General features: G+C 58.4%; 21 protein-coding genes and 1 pseudogene. 8 read left to right on the plus strand and 14 right to left on the minus strand.

Features of this window, described 5'->3' with window-relative positions; all coding sequences use genetic code 11:
- The first annotated feature begins 751 nt into the window (after positions 1-751).
- The 4 genes from DTP52_RS18915 to DTP52_RS18930 all read left to right on the plus strand — a co-directional run bounded on the left by DTP52_RS18915 (position 752) and on the right by DTP52_RS18930 (position 3,321).
- Entirely contained in the window at positions 752-1,081 is a 330-nt protein-coding gene (locus DTP52_RS18915; protein WP_109754738.1) for a phage tail protein, read from the plus strand.
- Between the two features lie 58 nt (positions 1,082-1,139).
- Positions 1,140-1,565 carry a cell wall hydrolase gene (locus tag DTP52_RS18920; RefSeq protein WP_109754708.1) on the plus strand — a complete coding sequence of 142 codons (426 nt, stop codon included), beginning with the start codon at positions 1,140-1,142 and terminating at the stop codon, positions 1,563-1,565.
- Complete coding sequence (locus tag DTP52_RS18925) at positions 1,562-2,077, plus strand: lysis system i-spanin subunit Rz (protein ID WP_109754709.1); 516 nt, start codon at positions 1,562-1,564, stop codon at positions 2,075-2,077. Before DTP52_RS18920 ends, DTP52_RS18925 begins: the two co-directional genes overlap by 4 nt.
- Before the next feature lie 203 nt (positions 2,078-2,280).
- Entirely contained in the window at positions 2,281-3,321 is a 1,041-nt protein-coding gene (locus DTP52_RS18930; protein ID WP_109754710.1) for a ParA family protein, read from the plus strand.
- Between the two features lie 121 nt (positions 3,322-3,442).
- Here the strand turns inward: DTP52_RS18930 and DTP52_RS18935 are convergent, their stop codons facing one another.
- Both DTP52_RS18935 and DTP52_RS31135 read right to left on the minus strand, forming a co-directional pair.
- On the minus strand, positions 3,443-3,727 hold the full coding sequence (locus tag DTP52_RS18935) for a hypothetical protein (protein WP_256594265.1): 285 nt from the start codon (positions 3,725-3,727) through the stop codon (positions 3,443-3,445).
- Between the two features lie 41 nt (positions 3,728-3,768).
- On the minus strand, positions 3,769-4,164 hold the full coding sequence (locus tag DTP52_RS31135) for a DUF4145 domain-containing protein (RefSeq protein WP_158285172.1): 396 nt from the start codon (positions 4,162-4,164) through the stop codon (positions 3,769-3,771).
- 648 nt (positions 4,165-4,812) lie between these two features.
- On the opposite strand from DTP52_RS31135, the gene DTP52_RS18945 reads away from it, so the two are divergent.
- Positions 4,813-5,052, plus strand: a complete 240-nt coding sequence (locus DTP52_RS18945; RefSeq protein WP_109754712.1) for a YceK/YidQ family lipoprotein — start codon at positions 4,813-4,815, stop codon at positions 5,050-5,052.
- A gap of 32 nt (positions 5,053-5,084) precedes the next feature.
- Here the strand turns inward: DTP52_RS18945 and DTP52_RS18950 are convergent, their stop codons facing one another.
- Positions 5,085-7,097: a DKNYY domain-containing protein gene (locus DTP52_RS18950; protein ID WP_109754713.1), complete on the minus strand. Its 2,013-nt coding sequence runs from the start codon at positions 7,095-7,097 to the stop codon at positions 5,085-5,087.
- Positions 7,098-7,222: 125 nt separating this feature from the next.
- Between DTP52_RS18950 and DTP52_RS18955 the strand changes: the two genes are divergently transcribed.
- Entirely contained in the window at positions 7,223-7,453 is a 231-nt protein-coding gene (locus DTP52_RS18955) for a type II toxin-antitoxin system ParD family antitoxin (protein WP_109754714.1), read from the plus strand.
- Positions 7,454-7,455: 2 nt separating this feature from the next.
- On the plus strand, positions 7,456-7,773 hold the full coding sequence (locus tag DTP52_RS18960) for a type II toxin-antitoxin system RelE/ParE family toxin (RefSeq protein ID WP_109754715.1): 318 nt from the start codon (positions 7,456-7,458) through the stop codon (positions 7,771-7,773).
- A 274-nt stretch (positions 7,774-8,047) separates the two neighbouring features.
- Here DTP52_RS18960 and DTP52_RS18965 read toward each other — a convergent pair whose 3' ends face one another.
- The 11 genes from DTP52_RS18965 to DTP52_RS19015 form a co-directional block, all read right to left on the minus strand.
- Entirely contained in the window at positions 8,048-8,311 is a 264-nt protein-coding gene (locus DTP52_RS18965; RefSeq protein WP_109754716.1) for a hypothetical protein, read from the minus strand.
- 60 nt (positions 8,312-8,371) lie between these two features.
- Positions 8,372-9,478 carry a glycosyl transferase gene (locus DTP52_RS18970; RefSeq protein ID WP_109754717.1) on the minus strand — a complete coding sequence of 369 codons (1,107 nt, stop codon included), beginning with the start codon at positions 9,476-9,478 and terminating at the stop codon, positions 8,372-8,374.
- Positions 9,469-10,578, minus strand: coding sequence for a non-hydrolyzing UDP-N-acetylglucosamine 2-epimerase (wecB, locus tag DTP52_RS18975; protein ID WP_109754718.1), 1,110 nt, complete (start codon positions 10,576-10,578; stop codon positions 9,469-9,471). Before wecB ends, DTP52_RS18970 begins: the two co-directional genes overlap by 10 nt.
- Positions 10,575-12,161: an FAD-dependent oxidoreductase gene (locus DTP52_RS18980; protein WP_109754719.1), complete on the minus strand. Its 1,587-nt coding sequence runs from the start codon at positions 12,159-12,161 to the stop codon at positions 10,575-10,577. The genes wecB and DTP52_RS18980 overlap by 4 nt, the downstream gene beginning before the upstream one ends.
- Positions 12,151-13,434 (minus strand): NAD(P)-dependent oxidoreductase, encoded by a 1,284-nt coding sequence (locus DTP52_RS18985; RefSeq protein WP_109754720.1) that lies wholly within the window; start codon positions 13,432-13,434, stop codon positions 12,151-12,153. The genes DTP52_RS18980 and DTP52_RS18985 overlap by 11 nt, the downstream gene beginning before the upstream one ends.
- Positions 13,435-13,436: 2 nt before the next feature.
- Positions 13,437-13,844, minus strand: a complete 408-nt coding sequence (locus tag DTP52_RS18990; protein WP_109754721.1) for a GtrA family protein — start codon at positions 13,842-13,844, stop codon at positions 13,437-13,439.
- Entirely contained in the window at positions 13,841-14,527 is a 687-nt protein-coding gene (locus tag DTP52_RS18995) for a class I SAM-dependent methyltransferase (protein WP_233459493.1), read from the minus strand. Before DTP52_RS18995 ends, DTP52_RS18990 begins: the two co-directional genes overlap by 4 nt.
- Positions 14,528-14,619: 92 nt before the next feature.
- Positions 14,620-15,642 (minus strand): glycosyltransferase family 2 protein, encoded by a 1,023-nt coding sequence (locus tag DTP52_RS19000; RefSeq protein ID WP_109754723.1) that lies wholly within the window; start codon positions 15,640-15,642, stop codon positions 14,620-14,622.
- Between the two features lie 12 nt (positions 15,643-15,654).
- Positions 15,655-18,063, minus strand: coding sequence for a phospholipid carrier-dependent glycosyltransferase (locus tag DTP52_RS19005; protein WP_256594266.1), 2,409 nt, complete (start codon positions 18,061-18,063; stop codon positions 15,655-15,657).
- A 48-nt stretch (positions 18,064-18,111) separates the two neighbouring features.
- Positions 18,112-20,562: a glycosyltransferase gene (locus tag DTP52_RS19010; RefSeq protein ID WP_109754725.1), complete on the minus strand. Its 2,451-nt coding sequence runs from the start codon at positions 20,560-20,562 to the stop codon at positions 18,112-18,114.
- A gap of 142 nt (positions 20,563-20,704) precedes the next feature.
- On the minus strand, positions 20,705-21,523 hold the full coding sequence (locus tag DTP52_RS19015; RefSeq protein ID WP_109754726.1) for an ABC transporter permease: 819 nt from the start codon (positions 21,521-21,523) through the stop codon (positions 20,705-20,707).
- A gap of 183 nt (positions 21,524-21,706) precedes the next feature.
- Between DTP52_RS19015 and DTP52_RS31375 the strand changes: the two are divergent.
- Positions 21,707-22,930: pseudogene (locus DTP52_RS31375) on the plus strand (ABC transporter ATP-binding protein); the annotation flags it as partial.
- Positions 22,931-22,994 lie beyond the last annotated feature (64 nt).

The raw sequence follows: 22,994 nt of genomic DNA on the forward strand, positions 1-22,994 counted from the left end.
CGGTCTCTCAGGTGGGCGGCGTGCCGACGGGGGCCGTCATTGAGGCGGGGAGCAATCCAAACGGCTCCTATGTGAAGTTCGCCGACGGGACGATGATTTGCACGCTGTCTATCACTGTGACCGACCAGAGCATCAGCGACGCGTATGGTCCAGTCTTCCAGGGATCGCGCTCCTGGGTGTTTCCCATGGCTTTTATCGCGGCACCGGTCGTTACATGCGGAGCCTTCAAGTGGGGTAGTGCTGCCAGCTGGGGCGGGGTGAGTGCTGCTGCTTCAACTTCCGGTTGTTCGCTGCGAGGCTGGGATTACTTCACCAGGGCGAGCGGAACCTCAACTTACATTTCTGCCATAGCGGTAGGGAGGTGGTTTGCATGAAAATTATTCTCAGCCCTCAACGCCGTGATGACACCCTGATTGCGGTTAAGTCGGGCGACGTTCTGACGCTGAACTCCGTGCGGTTCGACCTTTCGCTGATTGGGGAGGGCGATACCCTGCCCTACGATGCGATTCATTCCCAGTGGTTGCCCGGCAACATCGAACGGGTGAACGGTGAGCTGACCCTCACGCTGCTGTTTCCCAACCCCAGCAACTACAGCCAGGCGCAGGCCTTTCCATCGCCACTGCTGAATGTGCCCGACGGCGTGGTGGTTTTCCCTGGGCCAGAACAGGCGGACTACGTTCCGCCTCAACCTGATCCAGCCACTCCGATCACCGATGGCGTCATCGATTGGACCAGGCTGATCACTAAGGAAATGAAAGCTGCTGCAATCCTTGCTGCTCAGTTGGCCACGATGAAGTCCGAGCTCGCCGAGCGAAATGCTCGTGCCGCCACGCAAATCTCCCGCATTCAGGACCGCATCGACACCCTGGGCTACGGCATCGAGATTGGCGAGGCGACTCCTGAGGAGGAGGCAGAGCAGGCCGCCCTGGCCGCACCGCTGAAAGCCTGGAAGGTTTACAAGTACGCCCTAGGCAAGGTGACGACGCAGCCTGGGTGGTTCGAGTCGCCGGTCTGGCCGGCCGAGCCGCCAATTCCTCAAATCATCGCGTCACCGATGCTCCTCAGATCCGAAACCATCTGACACGAGCCGACCATCGCAACCCGCCATCGAGCGGGATTTTTTTGCCTGGAGAAAAGTTATGACCGCAACCGAGAAGGACCGCGACATCCTTGCCCGCACGCTGTGGGGTGAAGCCCGCGGTGAAGGGCTGGCCGGACAGATCGCCGTGGCCTGGACCATTCGCAATCGTGTGTTCGACGGCAAGGACCGCTCGTGGTGGGGTGAGGACTATGCCGGCGTTTGCCTGAAGCCGTACCAGTTCAGCTGCTGGAACAAGAACGACCCGAACTATCCCTACCTGAGCGGCGCCAAGTCGATCCCGCCGAAGCAGTTCGCCCAGGCGCAGCGGGCGGCCGACCTGGTGATCTCCGGCCAGGAGCCTGACATCACCAACGGCGCGACTCACTACTACGCCACGACCATGCCCAAGGCCCCGAACTGGGCCAAGGATGCCACCCAGACCCTGCGCCTGGGCAATCACGTCTTCTTCAAGGATGTGCCATGAGTCCCGCATCGCTGAAGCTGCTGATCACCGGTATTACTGTGGCACTGATCCTGACCATGAGCGCTACGTGGAAGGTCCAGGACTGGCGATACGGCAGCCGGCTGGCCGAGCAGGCCAATGCGCACCTATCGGACTTAGCCAAGATCGGCAGCGCTGCCGCAGACCAAGTTCAGGCAGAGCAGGGCAAGCGTCTGGCCCTGGAGCAGCAGCTCGCCGCAGATGACCAAACCCACCACCGAGCACTTACCGATGCCCAACGTAATCAAGATCGCCTGCGCGATCGCCTTTCCACTTCTGATCTCCGGCTGTCAGTCCTCCTTACCGAGGATCCAGCCAGTTGCAACGGAGTGCCTACCACCCCCGGCGCTGTCGGCGTGGTTCATGGAGGCCGTCGAGCCCAACTTGACCCAGCGCATGCTCAACGAATTATCGCCATCACCGACGCCGGAGACCGGGGGTTGATCGCTCTGAAGGCATGCCAGGCGTATGTCAGGGGATTGAATCAGCGATAGGCCTGATTAGGTCGGGACGGATTACGTACAGTAAGAAGCCCGGCGCGGGTCCGAGTTTTATTGGCTTGGCGGATGCGTCGAGCATCTTTTATTCGGCCTGCACTTTTTCGGTTGGCCTGCTCAAAATCTATCGTCCTGCATATTTTTTGACGACCTGCACTTTTTTGTATAGCCTGCACTCAACACAGACGAGGAGCAGGACCATGAGCACAGGGCTTTCCAGAATCATTGACAATCATGATCGTTCGGTGCAGGAGAGCTACACAGCCACCACGTCGTTTAAGAGAAAATCCTATGCGGTTTCAAATCTTCGGGGAGGGATTGGGAAATCGACCCTCTCTTTTAACTTGGCCTGGATGTTCACTCGACATCATTCAACGTTAATGGCCGACCTTTGTCCGCAGCGAAATTTCACAGAGTCGCTGATGAGGGGGGCGAAACCCGAAATTACTATAGGTGACGCACTTCGTCCAAAAGTCCTTGGTCCGGCATTTGGGGATGTTCCCGACGATATTTCTTATCGAGTAAGCACCTATAACGACCATTTCAAGGGTGGCAAGCCAGGGTTCTTTGTTCCTGGGGATGGTCAGCTTTTCGCATTCCCCTCTGCCCTGTATCAGCAGCTCCAACAAGCAATGGCGGCAAGCAATCAAAAAGCTGTCCACAATATTCTTTTTAGCTTAAAAACTATTTTAGAAGCAGAAGCTAAAGAGAAAAAATGTGAAAAAATTCTCATGGATTGCAGCCCTTTTTACGGAGGCGGCACTCATTTGGCTTGGTGCGCGGCCGATGCTTTAATAATCCCGGTTCGGGTTGATGAGCACTCTATTGAGTCGCTGGATATCACGTTGGACATGCTCGCCAACCCTAACAGTGACTATAACGTATGGGCTGAACGAGCCGGCGGAATGAAGCCACCAAGAGTGGCGGCCATCGTAATGACAATGGTCGGAGCCCGAAGCCCGAAGAAAGGTGTCAAAGATAGAGCTTCCCAAATGTATGTCGAAAAAGCCTATCAAGTTGCTGCCAAGTATCCGGACCTTTTTGATGTCGATGATCCGGCGGACGCGTTTGCAATTACAGATGACTTTATGTCTGCTGGCCGTATCAGTGGGGCTGAAGGAATCCCAATTCCAAAGCTAAAGGTTGGTCAGTTCCATACTGTTAACGGGAGTCGCCTGCAGGTGAACCAATCGCAAACAAAGTACCGTAAGGAATTAGAGTATCTTCTGAGTATTATTTGAGAACGGGCCCGAAAGGGCCTATTTTCTGTTCAATAACCTCGCGCAATTCTCAGCGCAGCCACAAAGTCTTGGGTGCCGGTGTACTGGGAGAGTCGCCCGCACATGACGCCTGTTCCTCTAGTCACCTTGGCTGGGGGCTCGGGATTATGTCCTTGGGAAGTCTATCCCCTTCATAAGCCTTGAGCCGACGGTGCAGCTCGGCGATAAGCGTGGTATTCGCCACGCGCTCACCATTCGACTTGTTCATCAGTTCGACATATCGAAGGTGCTCAGAATTCCACGCCCATTTCGCTTTCTCCAGTTCGGCCCGAAGCCTGGCACACTCCTTGGCCGCGGCCCCGTGCATTTCCACCAAGCCAAAAATGTCCTGGCGCGCTTTGCGTAACTGGGTGGTCAGTTCCTGCACCTCGCTCTCCAGCATGCGACAGGGGGTTGTTTGACTGGCATCTACTCGCTACGTGGTGCGATTGCTGCGGGGAACTCATAGATAAATTTTAAAAGCATTTCGGTGAATGTGATCAGCTCCGATGCGTCGACACTTGTCATGAGCGCAATCTCATGCGTGGCCTCGTTGCCTTTCTGACGTATGTGATCGACCCACGCTCGGCCATTCGGCGGGATGAAACCTTTTCCCGCCAAGTAATCGATGTAATGAACGAACGACTTCCCCTCTTCTGCTCCTTCCTGCACACCTATGTTCATCAGTAGCTTGCGGCATAGAAGTACGGAACCTGTGAATGAGCCGGCACCGGCACACTTTCTAGCTTCTTCGTACAAACCATTTATATCGTCCGGAAGGTGTGCGACTGGCTGCCCAGGTGAAGTACCGGGTATCTGACTCATTCCGTTACCCCAGTAATTAGGACTTTCACAATGAGGGCAGATGTAAATGAACTGATTCTGATTTGAAAGAAAGCCGACGACGCTACCGACCTTGTGATCACAGTGGCCACAAGTGAAGCTTCTTGATCTCAGCTGTTGTGGGTGATGCCAAGACATTGTGCAACTCCTTTTTTTGGTGATGCTAGCCAGTTGCCTTGGTGGTGTCCACCTACGATGCGCCCTCGAGTTTGCGCAAAACCTCCCCTGGAGGCCACGGTTTACCGTTTGCATAAGCACAAAAAAGCGGATGTTTTGTCACCCTCGAAAAGGGCTGTTATCCTTGTAAAACAAATGCTTGGGTCGCTACCGTCCCCAGCATGGGGTGCTAGGGGTCGAGTGTTCGAATCACTCCGTCCCGACCATATTCACTGAGTAAAATCAGGCAGTTAAGCCGATCAGATAGATCGGCTTTTTTGTGCCTGCGCAAAACTACCCTGTCTTTGAACGCCATCATTCTCAAGCCAAACCAGCGCTTGCGGGAAAGGACTGTTTGTCCGCTGAAAGGGCTCACTGGCATTCCAGTTGATCTGCGGTGACATTGCCAGATTGCTGATCCGCTGCCCGTCATGCTCCGGGCCGCTCTTCGCAAAGAAGTAATAAGGACATTACGTGCTACAAAAACTGATTCTGCTGATTTTGATCACCAGCTTAAGCGGCTGCATGGCCACCGCCATGCGGATGGATTACGACAAGCACCGATGCCCCTACATCGGCCTGCGCTTTGACTGGTGGCTGGTGGGCACGTCCAAAGGAAAGCTGATCCCTTTTTTGCTTATCGACGCACCGTTCTCATTGGTGGTCGATACAGTGTTCTTCCCCTTCGAGTATCAATACAGCTGCAACTTCTAAGGACAGCGATTCATACAGGACACGGCGGGGGATTATGGCTGTGACGCGGTTTCAAGCGATTCCCGATAATGCGCTTCATCAACTTCGGTCAGGGTTGCATAACCGTCGTAGTGGTAGATTCGATGCTTGTCTCGGGCATAGCGGTCCGTCAGGAATTCCAACGTGCTCAGATCGATCCGCTTGGCGCTCAATGGCCGTCGGTGGCAGAACAACTTGCGCGTGCCCAGTTGCAGGAAATCGGGATGCGTCACGCGGACTTCATCAGGATCGAATGCCACGTCCAGCGGCTTGCCTTCCGAGAGGATCAAGGTGGGGCTGACGGCATAGGTGCCGAGAATGCGAGTATCGGAAGGGTGTAGCCGTTTTTTCGCTGCGCCGTAGTAAAACACCGCGTCCCGGTCCTTGGCCCAACCATGCCCACAGGACTCAAAAGTAGCCGCGTGTGCCTTACGAATCGGTTCGGGGGGATGATAGAAAACCCGATGACAGAACACCGTTTTACCGTCCGTCAGGTAGGGCGAACCGAGTGAGCGGAAGTGCTCTGCGGGTTCCTGGGAAAACCGTTCGGGCACTTCCGTTTGCGCGTTATGAAACGGGATCAGATACAAGCCTTGGGCATCGCCGCACAGGTGCGTGTCGAGCAATTTGAAACTCGCTGCGTCCAGTCCATTGATCACGCGTCCATGGAAATACACCTGGTCGCCTAGTTCGAAACCGAGACCGATGGCCTGTCGCGGCTGCGTTTGCGTTTGCGTGGCTTCAGGCTGTACCTGCAAGCGATGCCACCAATAACCTTCCAACTGCGGATGGGCTTCGAAGAAAGGAGCCCACGCCTCTTGCATGGCCGCATCGATGATCCCGCCAGAGCCCAGTGGGCCGTGCTTGTCACCTGCCAGCACGGGCGAGTAATTCTGGTCATTGTGATAGAGCTGGGTCACCACGAAGCTTTCTACGTCGACATCGAGGCGTTTCTGGCGCCGGTAGATGTGCTGTTGATCACGGTAATAGTCGAACCCCAAGTGGCGAAAACTCGGGCCATGGGCGTCGCGCAAGCGGGTCCCGGCGGCGTAGACGAACGTGTCGTCCACGGCAAAATAATCATCCTCATACTCGCTGCCACTGACCACGCGACCGCACGCGTCGAACGCTGGCTGCCAGCACTTGAGTAGCTGGAAATCGCCCACGTAGCGGATGGTCTTGCCAGTCAGGTAATAGGCCCGTTGCTTGTCCTTGGCGTAGCGTTCGTTCAGCACGGTGAAGGTTGCCAGGTCGGCATTGTCGATGCAGTAGAAGTACTCGTAGGAAATGCTCGAGCCTTGCTGCGCTTGCACGATGATCGACTGCCCATCGGTTCCCCAGCGTTGGGCGAGCATCTGGAAGTCGTCCGGGTTTGCGACCGGCAGCGGCGTGCCGTCCTTCTGGTGCAGGGGCTTGGAGCCCTTGTAGACCTGATCGTCGATCACTCGATAGGACGGGTGATTGCAATAACGCACCCGCGCCGTGGCGCTGGCGAGCAATTGCCCCTGCAAAAAGATATTCACCCCATCACAGAACAGGGCGGAGGCTGAAGTCACCGAGGTTGGCGACGCTGCCAACAGGGCCAGGCTGTCAGGTCGTGCTTCGGAAATTTGGGTGATCGCGTACTCGCCGAACCAATAGGCGCCGATTGCGTCGCGCCAGTACTGGTGGCCGAGGCTTTCCAGGCCTTTGTCGAATCGAAACGGCAGGGCCTGAAGCGCGTAGTAGCCGTGGCGCTCCCGGTAGGCCGGAAGCAGGTAGTAGTCGCGCAGCGCATCGCGCAAGATCCACGGATTGCGTCGATGCCGCCACACCGGCTGGCCGGCCAGCAAGGGCGAGGGAGGATAATGCCCAGCGCTGGCAGCTTGAGCTAACTCGCCGGGTCGTACGCCTTCGGGGTTGAGCATGATGTACACATCAGGCACTTGCCCGTCGCCCAGCAGAATACCTTCCATGAACGCGAAGCCTTGATGCCATTCAAGCTGCAGTGGTTCCCAGTCAGCAATAGCCGTGTCTATGTCTGTCATGTCATTGCGACCTGAACGTTTGATGGTTGGCCAAGGACTACACGTTTTACCACGACTTCGACCCCTGGCGAGGCTGGCCCAAGGGTGTATACTTTGGCAAATTTTGTCAAAAAACAGGCAAAGTCATGAGTACCATGAACATCTCCCTGCCGGACGCTCTCAAATCTTTCATAGATGATCAGGTTAGCCAGAGAGGCTACAGCACCAGTAGCGAATATGTGCGGGAGCTGATTCGCAAGGATCAGGATCGGCAGCAGCTGCGTAGCCTGGTACTGGCCGGGGCGGAGTCTGCTCCCACTGTTCCTGTGAATGGCGACTACTTCGAATCCCTAAGGGCCAAGGTGCGCAAGGGGTGAGGATGAAGGCGAAACCCGTCATTCCGCGAGCTCTTGCCAGCCAGGATGTAGAGGACGCCATCAACTATTACCTAGGTGAGCAGGCCGAGCAGGCGGCACTCAATTTCATCGACGCCTTGGAAAACGCCTATACGCATATCAGCCGCCATCCGGCATCGGGTATGTTCAGGTACGCCCATGAGCTGGATCTCCCCGGATTACTCTGCTGGCCGCTGAAACGTTATCCCTATTTGGTGTTCTACGTAGAGTGCAATGAACACATTGACGTATGGCGCGTTTTACACGCCATGCGGGACATCCCTGAATGGATGTCATCATGAATCAAGCAAACCAGTTGGCTACAACGACGTAGCCCAATCTGCAAAGATTGGGCTTTTTCACGCCTGAAAATATGGATCACCAAGCCAACGATCGCCGCTGCCGCGCTCAGAAAATGAACTTGAACAGCGCGATCACCACGATCAGGCCAATCAGGAAAATGATACCTACGGTACCGCCAAGGAATTTCAACATAAGAACGCTCTCATCGGATGGGCTTAATCGTCTAGACCGCTACCGATAACGCTCGTTTCGTTGAATATTCATTCGTGGTGATCAATGAACCGCAAAGGACCTTGGCACCGGCACATGCTCGAATTTTGAAATGGTCTTGATCCAGTAGCGGCGATAGTCCGTCTGGTCCGGTGCCAGCGGTTTGTGGCTCGACCATGGGTGCTTCGCCTTCAGGCTGGCGCGGTACGCCTCCCATTCTTTTTGCTCGGCCACTTCCCTGGCTTTGCTCCGGTCATCGAACCAGCCCAGAACGTAGGCTTCGCCCTGGTCCGTGCCGTGCGCTATCAGCAAATAAATCTCTGTCATGACTGACCTACCGTTCTGTCCTGCGCCCCAGTCGCGGGGTCTTATCCTGGGTATCGGCCGTTACTTGATGTTTTTGAGATTTAACGCAGAAAAACGCTGCGCCCAAAGGTGCGTCTCACGAAATCGATGCACGGTCGCGCAATCACTTCGACTGGCGAGCGCTTCAACGGCGGTTTTGCGCAAATCGGCGCCTTCATCCACGATCCAGACGCCCGGTTCCTGGTCGCGCAGGGCCATTTCACCGAAGCGGGTGGAAATCACGGGAAGGCCTAAGGCGCGGTACTCGTAGTACTTGATCGGGTCCACCGAGGCGGTCAGGCGGTTGAGCTTGAACGGGATCAAACCCACCGAAAACGTTGCCATGGCCTCGACTGCACTGGCGTGGGAGCGCTCGGGGAGCAGCTCGATATTGGCAGGCAATACGCAAGGCGGCGGTGTGAAGAGGGGGCCGATCAGCCGGATCCGGTTTCCGGGATTGGCCTGCGCCAGTGCGACGACCAGGTCCCAATCGAACCAGCGTCCCAGCGTGCCGACATAACCCAGCACCTGTTGTTTGGCACCCAGGTCCAGGTTCTCGACCGGCGCCAGTCCGTGCATGTCACAGGCATTGAGGGCCAGTTCTACCTGGTCGGTCATGCCCAGCAGTCTGTCGCGAAGGGCGCTGGAGGACGCCAGTACTGAGGAGACCCGGCGAATGAGCTGCGCCTGTCGACGTTCCATGGAGGCGCGTGACAGGCCCTGATAAAACGCCGGGAAATCGTCCATGGCATCGTAGACGGCATGGCTTGCCGGGACCAGCGCCAGCAACTGCAAGGCCAGTTCGGAAGGTTTGCCGATGCACATCATGCACGGGCCGTCGGCGGAAAATGCCGCGGCCTCTTTGAACAGGTTGTGCCACAGCCGCTTGAGGAGCATTGCCGAGCCTGGAATGGGCTCGATGGGTAGGCTCCTGGGTTTACAGACCTGCAACCAGGGGGGAACGCTGACGCTTTGCGGGTCGGCAACAGGCGGATTGCGCCTGAAATCGTTCAGCGTCGGTAAGCGCGTCGGGTACGGATCGATCCAGAGTACCGGCGCCCCGGTCTGGTTGTGATACCAGTTGACGAAGTGATGAGGGCGCTGGCTGAAGCTGGCCCATGGCACCGGGGACAGGTAGATCATGCGCATGGCTGGAGGTACTGCCGTAAAACGTCGACGATGCGCGCTGCGGCCTTGCCGTCGCCATAGGGGGAAACCCCCCGTGCCATGTCCTGATAAGCCCGCGGGTCATCGAGCAGACGCTGTGCCTGTTCGACAATGGTGTCTGGGTTGGCGCCGACCAGCTTGACCACGCCGAGGTCGACCGCCTCCGGGCGTTCGGTTTCCTCCCGCAGTACCAGCACCGGTTTGCCCAGGGCCGGGGCTTCTTCCTGTACGCCCCCGGAGTCACTGATGATCAGGTACGAGCGCTTCATTGCCGTAATGAACGGTGCGTAATCCAGCGGCGCACAAAGGATGATGTTCGGGGTCAGGCCGAGCAACTGGTGCGCGACATCCTTGACGTTCGGATTGGGATGGACGGGATAGAGGATCTGGATGTCCGGGTTGCACTCGGCCAAGCGCTTGAGTGCCTGGCAGATATTCTGGAACGGTTCGCCGAAGTTTTCCCGGCGATGGGAGGTCACCAGCACCAGGCGTTTGCCAGGGGCCAGCTGGATGCCCAAGGCAGAATCTTGTGCGGCAGTCATCAGCAAGGCATCGATCACGGTATTGCCGGTCAGGGTGATATCGCTGGCGGCGACACCTTCGCGCAGCAGGTTGTCCACGGCGTGCTGGGTGGGCGCGAAATGCCAGCGGGTCAGTTTGCCGGCGATCACCCGGTTGGCTTCTTCGGGGAACGGATTGCAGAGGTCCCCGGTACGCAGGCCCGCTTCGACATGGCCAAAGGGAATCTGCAGGTAGAAACACGCCAGAGCAGCACTCATGACCGTGGTCGTGTCGCCTTGAGCCAGTACGACATCCGGTTGCTCGGCTTGCAGCACACCCTCGAGTTCAACCAGCAAGCGTGAGGTCAGCGCTGTCAAGGACTGGTGGGGGCGCATGATGTCCAGGTCCAGGTCGGCGGTGATTGCGAAACCCTCAAGCACCTGGTCCAGCAGGCCTCGGTGCTGGGCGGTGGAGAGCACCCGACAAACGATATGTTCCTCGGCCTGGAGTGCCTTGATCACGGGCGCCATCTTGATGGCCTCCGGACGCGTACCGACGATGCAGAGTACCTTGCGGGTCATGCCTTGTGATTTCCTATCATTGTGACGAGTGAGCGTGCTATCCGGTCCGCGTTGGCCATGAGGGTCAGCGTATGGGATTTTTCGGTAAGGCTGGGCAGGCAGGCACCGTCGACAATATGCACGCCGCAAAGGCCGGCGACTTCGCCAAGGCGGTCGGTCTGGCCGATCCTGGGCGTCGAGTGCATGGGCAGGGTGGCCGCGTAATGGATATCCGCCCCCGGCCTGCCGACGGTGAAGCTCATGGGCATCAGCAGCGCGCCCATTTTCCAATAGATCCGGCGCAGCTTTGCCTCGGCAGCCTTCATGAGGTCGGGAAGCTCGGGATGCACGTGGCCGCTGATGCGCAACGATCCGTCGGGGCGCAAGACCGCTGTGTTGTTGGACAGGTGCCCGGGAAGGAAGATATTTCCCACGAGACAAGCGCTGAGCAGGTTTTTCAGCAGTTCGATGCTGTAGCGTTTGCCCACGGGGATCCGGCTGACGAACTCGGTCATCGGCAAGCCTGTGGTGCTGAACGTCGAACCGAAAGCCGTTGCGTTGGACGACAACGCCAGGGCGAACGATAGCTGGCCAAGGCCAAATGTCGGCACCCTTGGAGTCCCGAGCATTTTCGGCAGCCATAACAGGAAGGCTGCCGTCGGCGATGACAGCAGCGGCACCGGGGCCCGGTGGTTCAGGCAGTTGAGGGCGAGCCTGGTGGAGGCCAGGGTGCCCGCCGCCAGTAGCAGGCGCCTGGCACGCAAGCGTCGGGCGCAGCGATGATCGGTAATCGCCCAGGCACCGTCCTGTTGCTGCAGATCGTCCACCAAAAAGTCCTGGACGTGCTGGAACCCTGGGTATTGCTTGAGTTTCTGCAACTCTTGCGACGCGCTATACAACGCCTGGTTCTGACAGCCCCACAAGCAGTTCCCGGACAGATCGCAGGCCTTGCGCTCGTCCAGGGGCTGGCTCAAGACGGCGACCCTGGAGCGGCCAAGGCGAAACCCCAGGTCGGGAAACCCCGGGCGGCGCCGGGTGTACTGATCGAGCAAGCGTTGATGCAGTGTGTCCAGTGGCAAGGGCGGTTGCGACCACTCGTCGAGGCCGAAATAGCTGGAAAGGTCGTCGTCGATCCCGCCACTGATACCGATCCGGCGAGCGACCGTTTCGTAGGACGCCAGCATTTCGGAATAATCGATGGGCAGCCCGGCAAAGTCACTGGCGCCCAGCGTCGCTACGCCGCAACCCCAGGCATTGGAGAGGCCGCCGGTTGCCAGAGAGCCTATGCCGATAAAGTTGTCGGTCTCGATGCGATTGCGGGCGCTGAACCCCTCGAAGACATGGGCATGGGTCGGCGTCTTCAGCTTGGGCGATACCGCATCCAGTTGGTTCAGGGCGTGGAAGTTTTCACCGATCATCCATTTCCACTGGTGCTCGTCGTTTGCCCTGGCGCTGAGAAATGGACGCGTCGGCGGCGTCGCCGAGCCTGTATTGGCCTGGGCATCGACCATGAGGACTTTCAGGCCCGCCTTGACCAGCGGATAGGCCGCCGAAGTCCCGGCCGGGCCACTGCCGACAATGATCACATCAAATTCAGGTTTCACGGTGGGCTTCACTTCCAAGCAACAGCCGGCGGGCAAAGGGGCGGCCTAACAGCGCCGCTGTCTTCCCCGCCAGCGCCTTGACCGAGGTGAGTCCCAGCGCAACCAGCGTGGCGACAAGGCTGCGCGGTTGCTGGGCACCGAGAAATACCTGCGCGCCCTGGGTGCTGGCTTCGGCGATACCGAGTGCAACATGAAGGCGCCAGGACAGTTCCCGGCCCTCGGGCTGGAGCAGGACACCCGCATCGTCCAGGAGTGTCAGGAGTATCGGCCAGCGCATCATCAAGCGTGAATGGAGGATGGGATGGGTTTTACCCGCACGCTCCAATGCCCGGGCGTAGCGACTGACCAGGCTTCTTTGCGGCGGGCGTTTGAGCAGGTAGTTCAAGAGGATCGCGGCTTCTTGCAGAAGTTTTCGGCGTTGCCCATGGCCGGAGCGATGCATGCCCTGGGCAAGGGGGCGCAATTGGATGCCGAGTTTTCGCAGGGAACGCTCGCTGTCCATGGGCGGCAGGTGGATGAGGGAAAAAATCCGTTCCAGCCCCAGTTTCGCGCCCAAGGATTGCCCGAGTGACAGGCGCAGTAGCCTGAGCAAGGCCACCGGCAGAGGGACTGGCAGGCGAGCGGCACGCACCCGGTGCGTCGCAATCGACATCAGGAAGCGGTCAAAGGCAATCGGCTGCACGGCGCCCAGGTTGAGGATCTCGGCGCGGATGTCGTCGCGCGCCAGGACCGCTAGTATCGAAGCCGCGAGGTCGTCGACATGAATGGGTTGTACGCAAGGCGCCGGCATGAGGATCGGCACAAACGGGCTTCGGCGAACCAGCCTTGATAGCACACCAAAGAGCCCGCGTTCGGGGCCGCCATACACTTGGCCGGGACGGATCACGATGCCCCCGGCGGCCAGTACTTCTTGCTCGATACGCCATTTTGTCCGGCCGTAAACGCCAGGGGCCGTGGCTTCGGCGGTTTGGCTGGAGATGAAGACAAACCTGGCCGAGCCTTGTTTGGCGCAACGGATCAGCGCCTGGGCCGCCTGGACTTCGCCGTCTGCGTCGGAGTGAACACCTGTCGAGGTATCGGCAGCCAGATGGATCAGCGCCTGAGTGCCGGCCGGGCACTCGGGGGCCGGGCCTCGCAGGTCGTAAGGAAGCCAGGTGTAGGGGGCCGGGCACGGTTGGCGCGTGGCGCAAATGACCTCGTGTCCGCTTGCCGCCGCGAGGGCTGACAAACGTTGTCCGATATAGCCTGTCGCCCCGGTAATCAGTAGCTTCATCGTCATGCGCCTTCGGTGCGGTCAGCGGAAACAGGCGGGCGCGTATCGGCATGAAACACGAACAGTTTGCTGATCCAGTAAGTCAGCACCACGCAGGCCACATCGCAGACAAACTTCACCGCGGCAGGGCTGTTGACGAAATACAGCCCCACGCTGAACAGCGCCGAAGCGAGAGGAATATTGATTGCAAGCAATGAGAAGTAGCGCACCGCTTGAGCCTTGCTGCTGGCGTGGCTCGATTGAAATGTGAAGTGCCGATGCAAGAAGAACGCGAACACACCCGCGACGCCTTTGCCGGCGATGTTGGCCAGGACGGGTTGATCCTTGAACAGCGCCATCAACAGCAAAAAAGTCCCCATGTCCAACCCATAGGCCATGAGCTGGATGGCGCCGTACCTGATAAAGGTCAAGGCTTCCTCCTGATGACCACGATGTGATGCAGCGCCAAGACTCGTTTCAACGGATACAGCAGCTTTTCAACGACCTTGAGCACAGGAATCAGCGCGTCAGGCAACAACTGGCGAAAGTTCAAGCCGCCGGAAATCAGGTAGCGCAGATAATTGCCGCAGATCTCCTGGTGAACGATTTCCAAGCCTGGGTGCTTGCGCTCGAACGCCTGCCTGTCGCGAACGAAGATGATGTAGCTGAGGGCCTGGTTGGCACCGTTCATGGGCCCGGTCGACGGGGTTTCCCAAGACGGGAAGTGCATGTCGAAGCCTTCGGACTTGAACAGGCGCTTATAGAGAAAGGCGGCAAAAGGGCCGTGGAAGGGCTCGATCAGAATGGCGCCGCCGCCGCTCTTGAGTGTTCTTTCCAGCTCTGTGAAGAACCGATCGGGATGAGGAAAGTGGTGAAAACAGTTCTGGCCATAAAAGGCCCGGACCGAGTGATCGTCCAGGCTCATTGCCTCGGCATTGAGCGCCATGTCCAGTCGCTCGGTAGCGACAATGTCCGTAGCCAGTACTTCAGGGTACGAATTACGCATGGGCGCGATGCCCGCCCCCAACTCCACCTCAAGACCCTCGACCTTGAAGTAGCGGTCTGCCAGGCGATGAAACGTGTGGTGGAACTCCACGAAGACTTCTCGAAGCATTCGCTTGCGCTCAAGCACTTTGCCGTGAAGCTCGAGGCGTTCGCTGCCATCGACGTCCAACGTCTTGAGCGAGGGGTCCGATAAAAAATCTCTCAGCGCTTTAATGAGTTTTCTTCCCGCAATGACGTTGCTTTACCACGCCTGGATTGCCGTGGTCGGCTGGGTACGGAGGCGATGTCATAACCGAGGAACGCCATGATCAACTGCAAGCCCATGAGCATGGGCAGCGCGCTGAGCATCACGGTTCCGGCTGGTGTCGCGATGCCATTTTGCGCCGATTCGAACCAGTGGTAACTGCCGAAGAGGATGCCGAACAAGAACATGAGAATCCCGATCGGCAGTTCGATCGAAGCCAGGGACATGTCGCGCAGATAATAGTTGTAGAGCACGCGCTTGGTGAAGTTTCGCAAGTGTTTGAACAGGAATTCACCCACGATTTTCGAGATCTTGAGATGACTGACTTCGTCGCCGTATCGGGCTTCCATCGGAATATCCACCACCACGGCACGCACGGTGTTCAGGCGAAACAGAATGTCGGTCTCGAAAAAGTAGCGTTGGCTGACTTTGTCCAGGGGCAGCAGCCGGGCGACGTCACGGTGAATCGCCGTGTAGCCGTTGGTGGGATCGAACAGGTCCCAGTAACCCGTCGACAGTTTGGCCATCAGCGACAGCACAGCGTTGCCGAACAGGCGAATACGCGGCATCGATTGGACTTCCTCCAGATCGAAAAACCGATTGCCCTTGGTGTAGTCGGCTTCTCCCGCCAGGATCGGTTCGATGAACAGCGGGATCAGGGTTGGGTCCATCTGACCGTCCCCGTCGACTTTGACGATGATGCTCGCCCCCTCGGCGAGGGCTGCTCGATAGCCGGTCATGACCGCGCCGCCGACGCCTTTGTTGACGTCATGGGGCAATACTTTGACCCGGGGGTCGTTACAGGACGTCAGGACATGCCCGCCCGAGCCGTCCGGACAGGCGTCGTCAATGACATAGATGCGCCAGACCTCCGGCCCTATGGCCTCTATGACGTCCACTATATGAGCGGTGACCCGATAGCTGGGGATGACGACGGCGACGCGTTGTTCGTCCGTGAAAAGCGCTGTTTTTGAGTTCATCGATATCGCCCACTATTGCCTGAATGAAAGGGACTTGAACTCCAGGGGAGTGTCGGTATGGCCGGACGCATAAATGATCACGGACGTCGCGTTCGCAGGGGCAACCACGTTCATTTCATGGGTCTCCCATTGCGTGGTGCAGTCAAACGTCTCGATGCTGGTGGTAATGAAGTTGCCTTGCTCATCCATCCAATTGGCCTGGATTCTTCCGGCAGTGGCTGTCGTTGCGCAGCGGGCGGACACGCTGTTGATGTACGTCAGCCCTGGCGTCACTTCGACACGCTGTATCGCCGGTGTCTGGACGTTGACGGTCAGGATCTTGCGCGACGGGTCATAGGTCGAGGGTGATGTCAGGCTCCAGCCCTCGAGGCTGGACAGCTCTGGATTGAGCAGGTGTTCGTAGTGTGTGTCATTGAGCTTGCGCAGTTCCACGTCACCCAGCCTGGCATACGACGTGGACACATTGAGCAGCAGGTCCAGGCGCGCCTGGGGAAGAGACTTGAGGTCGATCACCAGCCAGTTCACCTGGCGCTGGCGCAAGCGTTGGGCAAGCTCCGATGGCGAGGCCGCCGCATCGAATTCGTTTTTCCACTTCAGGTTGTACCACGACGCGTAAAGGGCATCGCCATGCAAACCCGCCATCAAGGGTGACGCAAAGACCGCCACGGGCTGATGCCCGGTATTCAAGGCGTTGACAGTGTCGACCATGTTTCGGATGGGCAGCCGTTCCAATAGATAGGCATCCCGACCGGTCTTGCTCAACAGTGCGGATGGGTTGATTTCGCCATAATAAGTCGCGGCCTGGATGAAACGGGTATTGGTCAGGATCAACATGGCACCGGCCAGGATGGCGAGGCTGCGCGGGAAAATCTTCGCGTCGGAAAAGGGCAGGGCCAGGATGACTGAGAACAGCGCGAAGGAGGGGAATACATAACGCAGGTAGGCGGTTGACTGGAACGTCATGAACATCGCGCCGGCGCCGACCAGGAGAATGCACAAGGCTTTTTTGTTGCCGCTCAACAGCACGGCGACGGCAGCGGTGGGTAGCAGCAGCCATTGAAAGCCTGCCGCGCCAACTCGCCCCTCGATGAACTGAGGCGACTTGAAGACCATTCGATAGAGGGTGTCCCAGGTCACACCGGTACCGAAAGTGGCCGGTGGTTCGAAGTTGATGTTCGGCCAGAGCGGCGAATGGAAAATGGCATTGAAAAACGGGAACACGGGGTTGCCGGTCAAGTACCCGGCTGAGAGGTAAGGGGTCGCGCCCGCCAGTATCAGGCCGACACTGCCCAGCAGGAGCGTCTTGACGATCCCTTGGACGGCCCAGGCCTTGCAGTGCAGCAAGAGGATCACCAGCAGGACCGGCAGGACGCTCAGGGTCACGGCTTTGGTCGCCAGGGCGAAACCCAGCAGGAGGCCGGCCAGGAGCAGTTGCGACAAGCGCTCCCTGGGATCGGGCGTGAAGCTTGAGACTTTCAGGATCGCGAGCGTCCCGGCCATCATGAAGGCGGTCCAGGCCGACTCTATATGCAGGCTGCTGCTCTCAGCGAAGGCGAGGGGTGTCGACAGAAAGATCAGGCTTGCCCAGCGGGCGCTGGTGGCAGAGCCGCCGGCCCAGAGGGTCATGTTGCGGATTTGCCAAGCCAGCAGCAAAGTGAATGCGCTGTTGCTCAGGCGCGAGGCCGTTTCGCCGGCCAGCATATAGACAATGCTATAGATCCAGTCGGCCAGCATGGGCATGACCGCCCATACATAAGTGCCTGCGTCGAACGACCATTGATGCCGCTGAGCCAGGTGTGACGGGACGAAAAGGTGCATGGCCAACGCGTCATGCCCGACCTCCGGCATGAAGGCGACCAGCACGTAAAGGCAGGCGAAGCTGCAGATCAGTACGTCGAGACCCGTCTGGAGGGGTGTTTGCACTGAACGACTGGCCTGGATCTGCCTCAGCAGTTCACCCCCTATCGACGTGACATGCCGGTGGCCCAATATGAGCGGCGTTAACAGCAGCGCGCCATACAGCCAGGGGTAGTTGATCGGCAAGTAGGCCGCCAGGCCTGTCAGCGTGCCGAACGTGCCCGCTCCCACCAGCAGGTGGACGCTCCAGTCGATCGAGGCTTCTTGCCTGAGCATCCACCTGCCGAGCACGATGCAAGACAGCGCGAACAGCGCGACGACAATGACCGGCCAGATCTGGGCGCAGGCAACGGACAGGCATGCCAGTAAACCCAGGCAAAGGATGATCGGTGGTTTGCCAGTGAAGACGGTGAGGGCGGCCATGCCTGCCACTGACAGCAGTATCGTCCGGGTGGCGCTGTTCATGGACGCCAGTTCGAGCGTCGAAAAACCGTACACGCCGACCACCGCACTCGCCAGTAAAACCACCAACACCACTGCGTATTTCAGGCTGTATCTGGGCAAAATATCGTCTCGGCTGTTCAGCACCTCAGTGCCATGCAAAGGGGGTGCTTATACGTCTCGGTACGTGTGCGGGACCCAGGAACCCCATTTGCTCTCGTAGATCGCCCGGTTCTTTTCGAAAAGTGCCTGTTTTTTCCTGGCACCCAAAGTATTGAACGAGGCGGACAGATGGTGGTGGACGAAAACATCTTCGGCGCAGGCTGCGCGCATGCCACGACGCTGCACGCGGCGGCAGTAATCGTCGTCCTCGAAGAACCCCAGGCCGTACTCTTCGCACAGGCCACCGACTTGCTCGTAGGTCGAGCGCGGCAACATCACGCAGAAAAACGCCAGGGTGTTGATTTCGAACCAATCGCCCATGCGGGCGCGGGTCATTTGTGCGGCTTCGGCGGGCATGTCTTCTAGCCGGTCATAGCGGGTGCTGACTTTGGCCTCATTGCCGATGTTGTTGGTGATCGGGCCGATGATGCCGATTTCCGTGTTGTCCTGCAGGTGGCGGATCAGGCCTTTGATCCAGCCGGCGGTGACGACCGTGTCGTTGTTCAGGATAACCAGATAGTCGCCACTGGCCGCTGCGAGGCCCAGGTTGTTGCCGGCGGCGAAGCCCTTGTTGTCCGGGTTGAGGATGACGATCCGGTCTGGATGTCCCTTGGCCCAGGCGGTGAGGTAGGCCGGGGTCTGGTCGCTGGAATGGTTATCGACGACGATGATTTCAAGGTTCGGGTATTGGCTTTGGGTCAACAGGCTATCGAGGCAGGCCTTGGTCAGTTCGAGGTTGTTATAGGTCAACACCACGACGCTGACTTTAGGCAGAGGTAACGTCGCGATGGCCTCGCGCAGGCTGGCGGCCCGATGCCGCCAGGTCTGGCTCCGGGCGAACGATTGCCGCGCCTTTAGCGTGGCGCTGGCCTCTGGGAGTGCCTCCAATACATCGCGCAGGGTCGAGATGAACTCAGTCGGCTGTTCAATCGCCCAGACCAGTTCGCCGAACTGGCTCAATTCCGGCAGTTTCACCGACACCACCGGTTTTCCCGCGCTCAGGTATTCATAGACCTTGACCGGATTGGTGGCGAGGGTCAGCGGCATGACCTTGAACGGAAGGAGGCAAACGTCCATGGCGTGGAGGTAGTAGGGCAGGGAGGCATAGGGGACTTCGCCTTCCAGGACCACATTCGGGCAGGCCTTGAAGTATTTTTTCGCCTGGACGGTATCGCTGCCGATCAACAGGATCAGGTGCTGCGGGAAGGACTGGGCGACACGCTTGACCAGGTCCAGATCGAACCATTCGGCAATGACGCCGTAGTAGCCGATGATCTTTCTGTTGGAAGGATCCCGGTAGACCTTGTCGGGACGTTGGCTGAAGAAACTGAACTCGCAGGCGTTGCGGATCACCTCTACGTTGCGGTTTTCCCGCTTGCCGTGCCGTTCGATCCAGTCGGAGGTGGCCACCAACAGATCCGCCCTGCGCATCAGGGCGATCTCAAGGTCGAGCATTTCCTGGGCAACGTTGCCGAAGCCTTCGTGATGGTCCATGCAGTCATAGACTAGCGTGGCGTTGGGGACACGCCTCGCCAACGGGAACCAATAGGCGTGCTGGACGATGCAATCCACGGCACCGACGTTCGCCGATTGCAGGAGCATGGCCAGCCCTTGGCACAACTGGCGGATCGCGGCCGCTGACGGCGGGGCATGATAAATGGCCGGTGCGCCACGTACCTTGAAACGGATCTGGAACAGCCGTTTGGAGCCTTCCAAAAGCTCTGCTTCGAAACCGGGGGCATCATCGTCGATAAAGTGGTTCGAGACATAAAAGGTCGTTTGTCCGGCCCGGGCCAACTCCTTGGCCAGGTTCTGTGGGCGCTGGATGCGGAAGTGCCAGTCAATCACGCCGAACATCAGGATCATGGGCCGCCCGTGACTAGACGGCACGGCAAGGTTTACGGGCGGTGGCAGAGGTTGCAGCGGGATGAGGCCAGCGGGTGCCGCTGATTCGCCTGGCGTTGCCTTGCCGGGTTTCAACCAGCTTCGAAGCCGACTCGCCAGTTTGCTTTTACGGTGTGCGGAGAGGGGCAGCCAGGCGTAGACCCGGCGCGACAACTTATACAGCTGCTTGCGTATCGAATAACGCAGCGGTGCGCGTTCAATGGCGTTGCCCCAGTCCGAAAGCTTGAACAGCTCAGCCTGCTTCGCCGCCAGTTGGGCGCGCAAATCCACCGCCCAATCGGAAAGCGCGACCGCCTCGCTTTCTTTTGTCTGGAGCAATGTCTCGGCGTCTTTCAGGCGCTGTTCGGCCAACCGCAGTTGCTCGCGCAGCCGCCCGGCCTTGCCTTCTTGAAGTGACAGGCGAGTGCGAAGCGCTTGTGAACCCAGGTTCAATTGTTTGATAAGCCGATCTCGATTCTCGATTTCCTTGACCAGCTGTAAGGCCTCAATGGATCTGGATTGTGTTGAGCGATTCAGTTGGTCAATGCAATCAACAAGACGGTTGATCTGGTCCATGCGGTTTTCTGGTCCTTTGGTCAATACGGCAACGCACACTCGGTCTTTCAGGATCGATGACTGGCTTCAATCACCAGCCAGGCCTCCAGCCGTGCAATGAATCAGCATAGCGGTTGCTGGACGGGGTGCCACGCGACAAACGTCATATGACGTCGGCGAAGCCCTTGCGTGTCCTCTGGAACCAGGCAAACCCGCAACAGGCAATCAGCACGGCGATTGCCGAGTAAACCGCCAGGTGCTCCCATTGCGGCGGCCTGCCCCAGAACATTACATCGCGAACCATTTCCACCGGCAGCGTCAGCGGGTTTGCCTGCAAGACGGCCTGATAGCTCTGTGGAAGCGTCGAGAGGGGATAGAAAATCGGAGAAAGGAACAGCATCGCGGTGATGATAATGCCGATGAACTGGCCGATATCGCGCAGGTACACACTTATCGAGGCGAGAAACCAGGAAATACCCAGCGTCAGCAACACCAACGGTAACAGCACCAGTGGCAGCAGAAGAGCGGTGACCGGTGGGGTACCGAACAGGACGATGTAGAAGACCAGCCAGGCCAGGAGGCTGACAGCCATGTGGAACAGCGCTGCGCCGAGGGACACCAGGGGCAGGGTTTCCAATGGGAATACAATCTTCTTGACGTAGTTGGTGTTAGCCAGCACCAGGCCAGGCGCACGGTTGATGCATTCGGAAAACAGGTTGAATACCAGCAGGCCAGCGAACAGCACCAGGGCGAATTCGCTCTTGGACTCACCGCCGCCAGACCAGCGGGCCTTGAAGACGACACTGAACACGAACGTGTAGACCACCAGCATGAAGGCCGGGGTGAAGAACGACCATAAAATGCCGAGCATGGAGCCTTTATAGCGACCGATGACTTCCCTGCGGATCAACACGTAGATCAAGATTCGATTGACCAGGACACTCTTGATCATGGCGACAGGGGACATGCTGAACGACTGCATCGGTGCTTGATCCTTAAGACAATATCGGATGCTTCTTGAGTGGCATCCTCATGAGGGTAGGCCAAGTGTAGATTCATTCGCAGTTTTTTATCCCATCTGTGCTTAACTCATCCGCAGTGCCCAACGAAGGACTGATCCAGTAACGCCGCAATAATGGCCGCGATTCATGGAAGGGTTTTACCGATGTCGTTTGAAGTGGCCATCAGCGCCGAAAACCTGAGCAAGTGTTATCAGATTTATGATGCGCCCAAGGACCGCCTGTTGCAGATGCTGGTGCGCGGCAGGAAGCGTTTCTATCGCGAGTTCTGGGCCCTGGACGATGTTTCCCTGACCATCGCAAGGGGGGAGACCGTCGGTATCATCGGCCGTAATGGCAGTGGCAAATCCACCCTGTTGCAGCTGATCTGCGGAACGTTGATGCCGACCCGGGGCAGCGTCCAGGGGCATGGCCGGATTGCAGCGTTGCTGGAGCTGGGGTCAGGTTTCAATCCGGAATTCACCGGCCGAGAAAACGTCTATGTGAATGCGGCGGTGCTGGGCTTGAGTCGCTTGGAAATCGACGCTCGCTTCGATGACATCGTCGCCTTTGCCAATATCGGCGATTTTATCGATCAGCCCACCAAAATCTATTCCAGCGGCATGCTGGTACGGCTGGCCTTCGCCGTTTCGGTCTGTGTCGAGCCCGAGATCCTGATCGTCGACGAGGCCCTCTCCGTCGGCGATGCATCCTTTCAGTTCAAATGCCTGAATCGGCTGGAGGAACTGGCGGCCAAGGGCACGACGCTGCTGTTCGTCTCCCATGACATGAGCATGGTCAAGCGCTTTTGCCACCGGGTCATCTACCTGCGCGCGGGCCGGGTCGTTGCCAGTGGCTCACCCGACGAAATGGCCGAACTGCACTTGCTCGACATGCGTGACGAGCAACGTCGCTGGGCCAGTGGCGGGGTCATGCCGGTAACGCGCAAGCCATTCATGGGCGAGCAGGAGGGGATGGCCTTTGGGACCGAAGAGGGGCATATCAGTGCCGCCTGCTTTACCAACACCCAGCAGCTTTGCTCCAGTTACCTGTATGGCGACGACATCGAGATTCGCGTCGAGGCCATGCTGCATGAGTCGATCACTCAACCCAACATCAGCTTCACCATTCAGGAAGCCAGGCTGCTGGTGATTGGTGGCGGTAACTTCGCACTGCAACCGGGGCCCGTCGAAAACGGTTGGCGGCGTACGGCGATTACAGTGCGCTTCCCGGCCAACCTCGCCGAGGGCCGCTATCATGTCACGCTCAAACTGTTGCACGGTGCGACGGAAGACACCTCACAACTGATCGAGAAGCAGGTCGCGCCATTGGCGTTCGACATGCTGCCGAACCACAAGCGTTTCCTGGGCATGGTCGACCTGGGGTTGCAGAGGATCGACCCTCGTCCAGCCGAGTCGCTTGCCAAGGCCTGTGGGACCCAAGGAGAGAAGGTTT

Source organism: Pseudomonas sp. 43mfcvi1.1, assembly GCF_900115935.1.
Lineage (GTDB): Bacteria > Pseudomonadota > Gammaproteobacteria > Pseudomonadales > Pseudomonadaceae > Aquipseudomonas > Aquipseudomonas bijieensis.

What these genes read in the sequence shown, in the direction of transcription:
- DTP52_RS18955 (WP_109754714.1), top strand. Translation starts at nt 7,223, where the DNA reads ATGAGTACCATGAACATCTCCCTGCCGGACGCTCTCAAATCTTTCATA.
- DTP52_RS31135 (WP_158285172.1), bottom strand. Translation starts at nt 4,164, where the DNA reads ATGAGTCAGATACCCGGTACTTCACCTGGGCAGCCAGTCGCACACCTT.
- DTP52_RS18995 (WP_233459493.1), bottom strand. Translation starts at nt 14,527, where the DNA reads ATGCTTCGAGAAGTCTTCGTGGAGTTCCACCACACGTTTCATCGCCTG.
- DTP52_RS18965 (WP_109754716.1), bottom strand. Translation starts at nt 8,311, where the DNA reads ATGACAGAGATTTATTTGCTGATAGCGCACGGCACGGACCAGGGCGAA.
- DTP52_RS18925 (WP_109754709.1), top strand. Translation starts at nt 1,562, where the DNA reads ATGAGTCCCGCATCGCTGAAGCTGCTGATCACCGGTATTACTGTGGCA.
- DTP52_RS18960 (WP_109754715.1), top strand. Translation starts at nt 7,456, where the DNA reads ATGAAGGCGAAACCCGTCATTCCGCGAGCTCTTGCCAGCCAGGATGTA.
- DTP52_RS19010 (WP_109754725.1), bottom strand. Translation starts at nt 20,562, where the DNA reads ATGGACCAGATCAACCGTCTTGTTGATTGCATTGACCAACTGAATCGC.
- DTP52_RS18920 (WP_109754708.1), top strand. Translation starts at nt 1,140, where the DNA reads ATGACCGCAACCGAGAAGGACCGCGACATCCTTGCCCGCACGCTGTGG.
- DTP52_RS18950 (WP_109754713.1), bottom strand. Translation starts at nt 7,097, where the DNA reads ATGACAGACATAGACACGGCTATTGCTGACTGGGAACCACTGCAGCTT.
- DTP52_RS18985 (WP_109754720.1), bottom strand. Translation starts at nt 13,434, where the DNA reads ATGAAGCTACTGATTACCGGGGCGACAGGCTATATCGGACAACGTTTG.
- wecB (WP_109754718.1), bottom strand. Translation starts at nt 10,578, where the DNA reads ATGACCCGCAAGGTACTCTGCATCGTCGGTACGCGTCCGGAGGCCATC.
- DTP52_RS18915 (WP_109754738.1), top strand. Translation starts at nt 752, where the DNA reads ATGAAAGCTGCTGCAATCCTTGCTGCTCAGTTGGCCACGATGAAGTCC.
- DTP52_RS19015 (WP_109754726.1), bottom strand. Translation starts at nt 21,523, where the DNA reads ATGCAGTCGTTCAGCATGTCCCCTGTCGCCATGATCAAGAGTGTCCTG.
- DTP52_RS18970 (WP_109754717.1), bottom strand. Translation starts at nt 9,478, where the DNA reads ATGCGCATGATCTACCTGTCCCCGGTGCCATGGGCCAGCTTCAGCCAG.
- DTP52_RS19000 (WP_109754723.1), bottom strand. Translation starts at nt 15,642, where the DNA reads ATGAACTCAAAAACAGCGCTTTTCACGGACGAACAACGCGTCGCCGTC.
- DTP52_RS18930 (WP_109754710.1), top strand. Translation starts at nt 2,281, where the DNA reads ATGAGCACAGGGCTTTCCAGAATCATTGACAATCATGATCGTTCGGTG.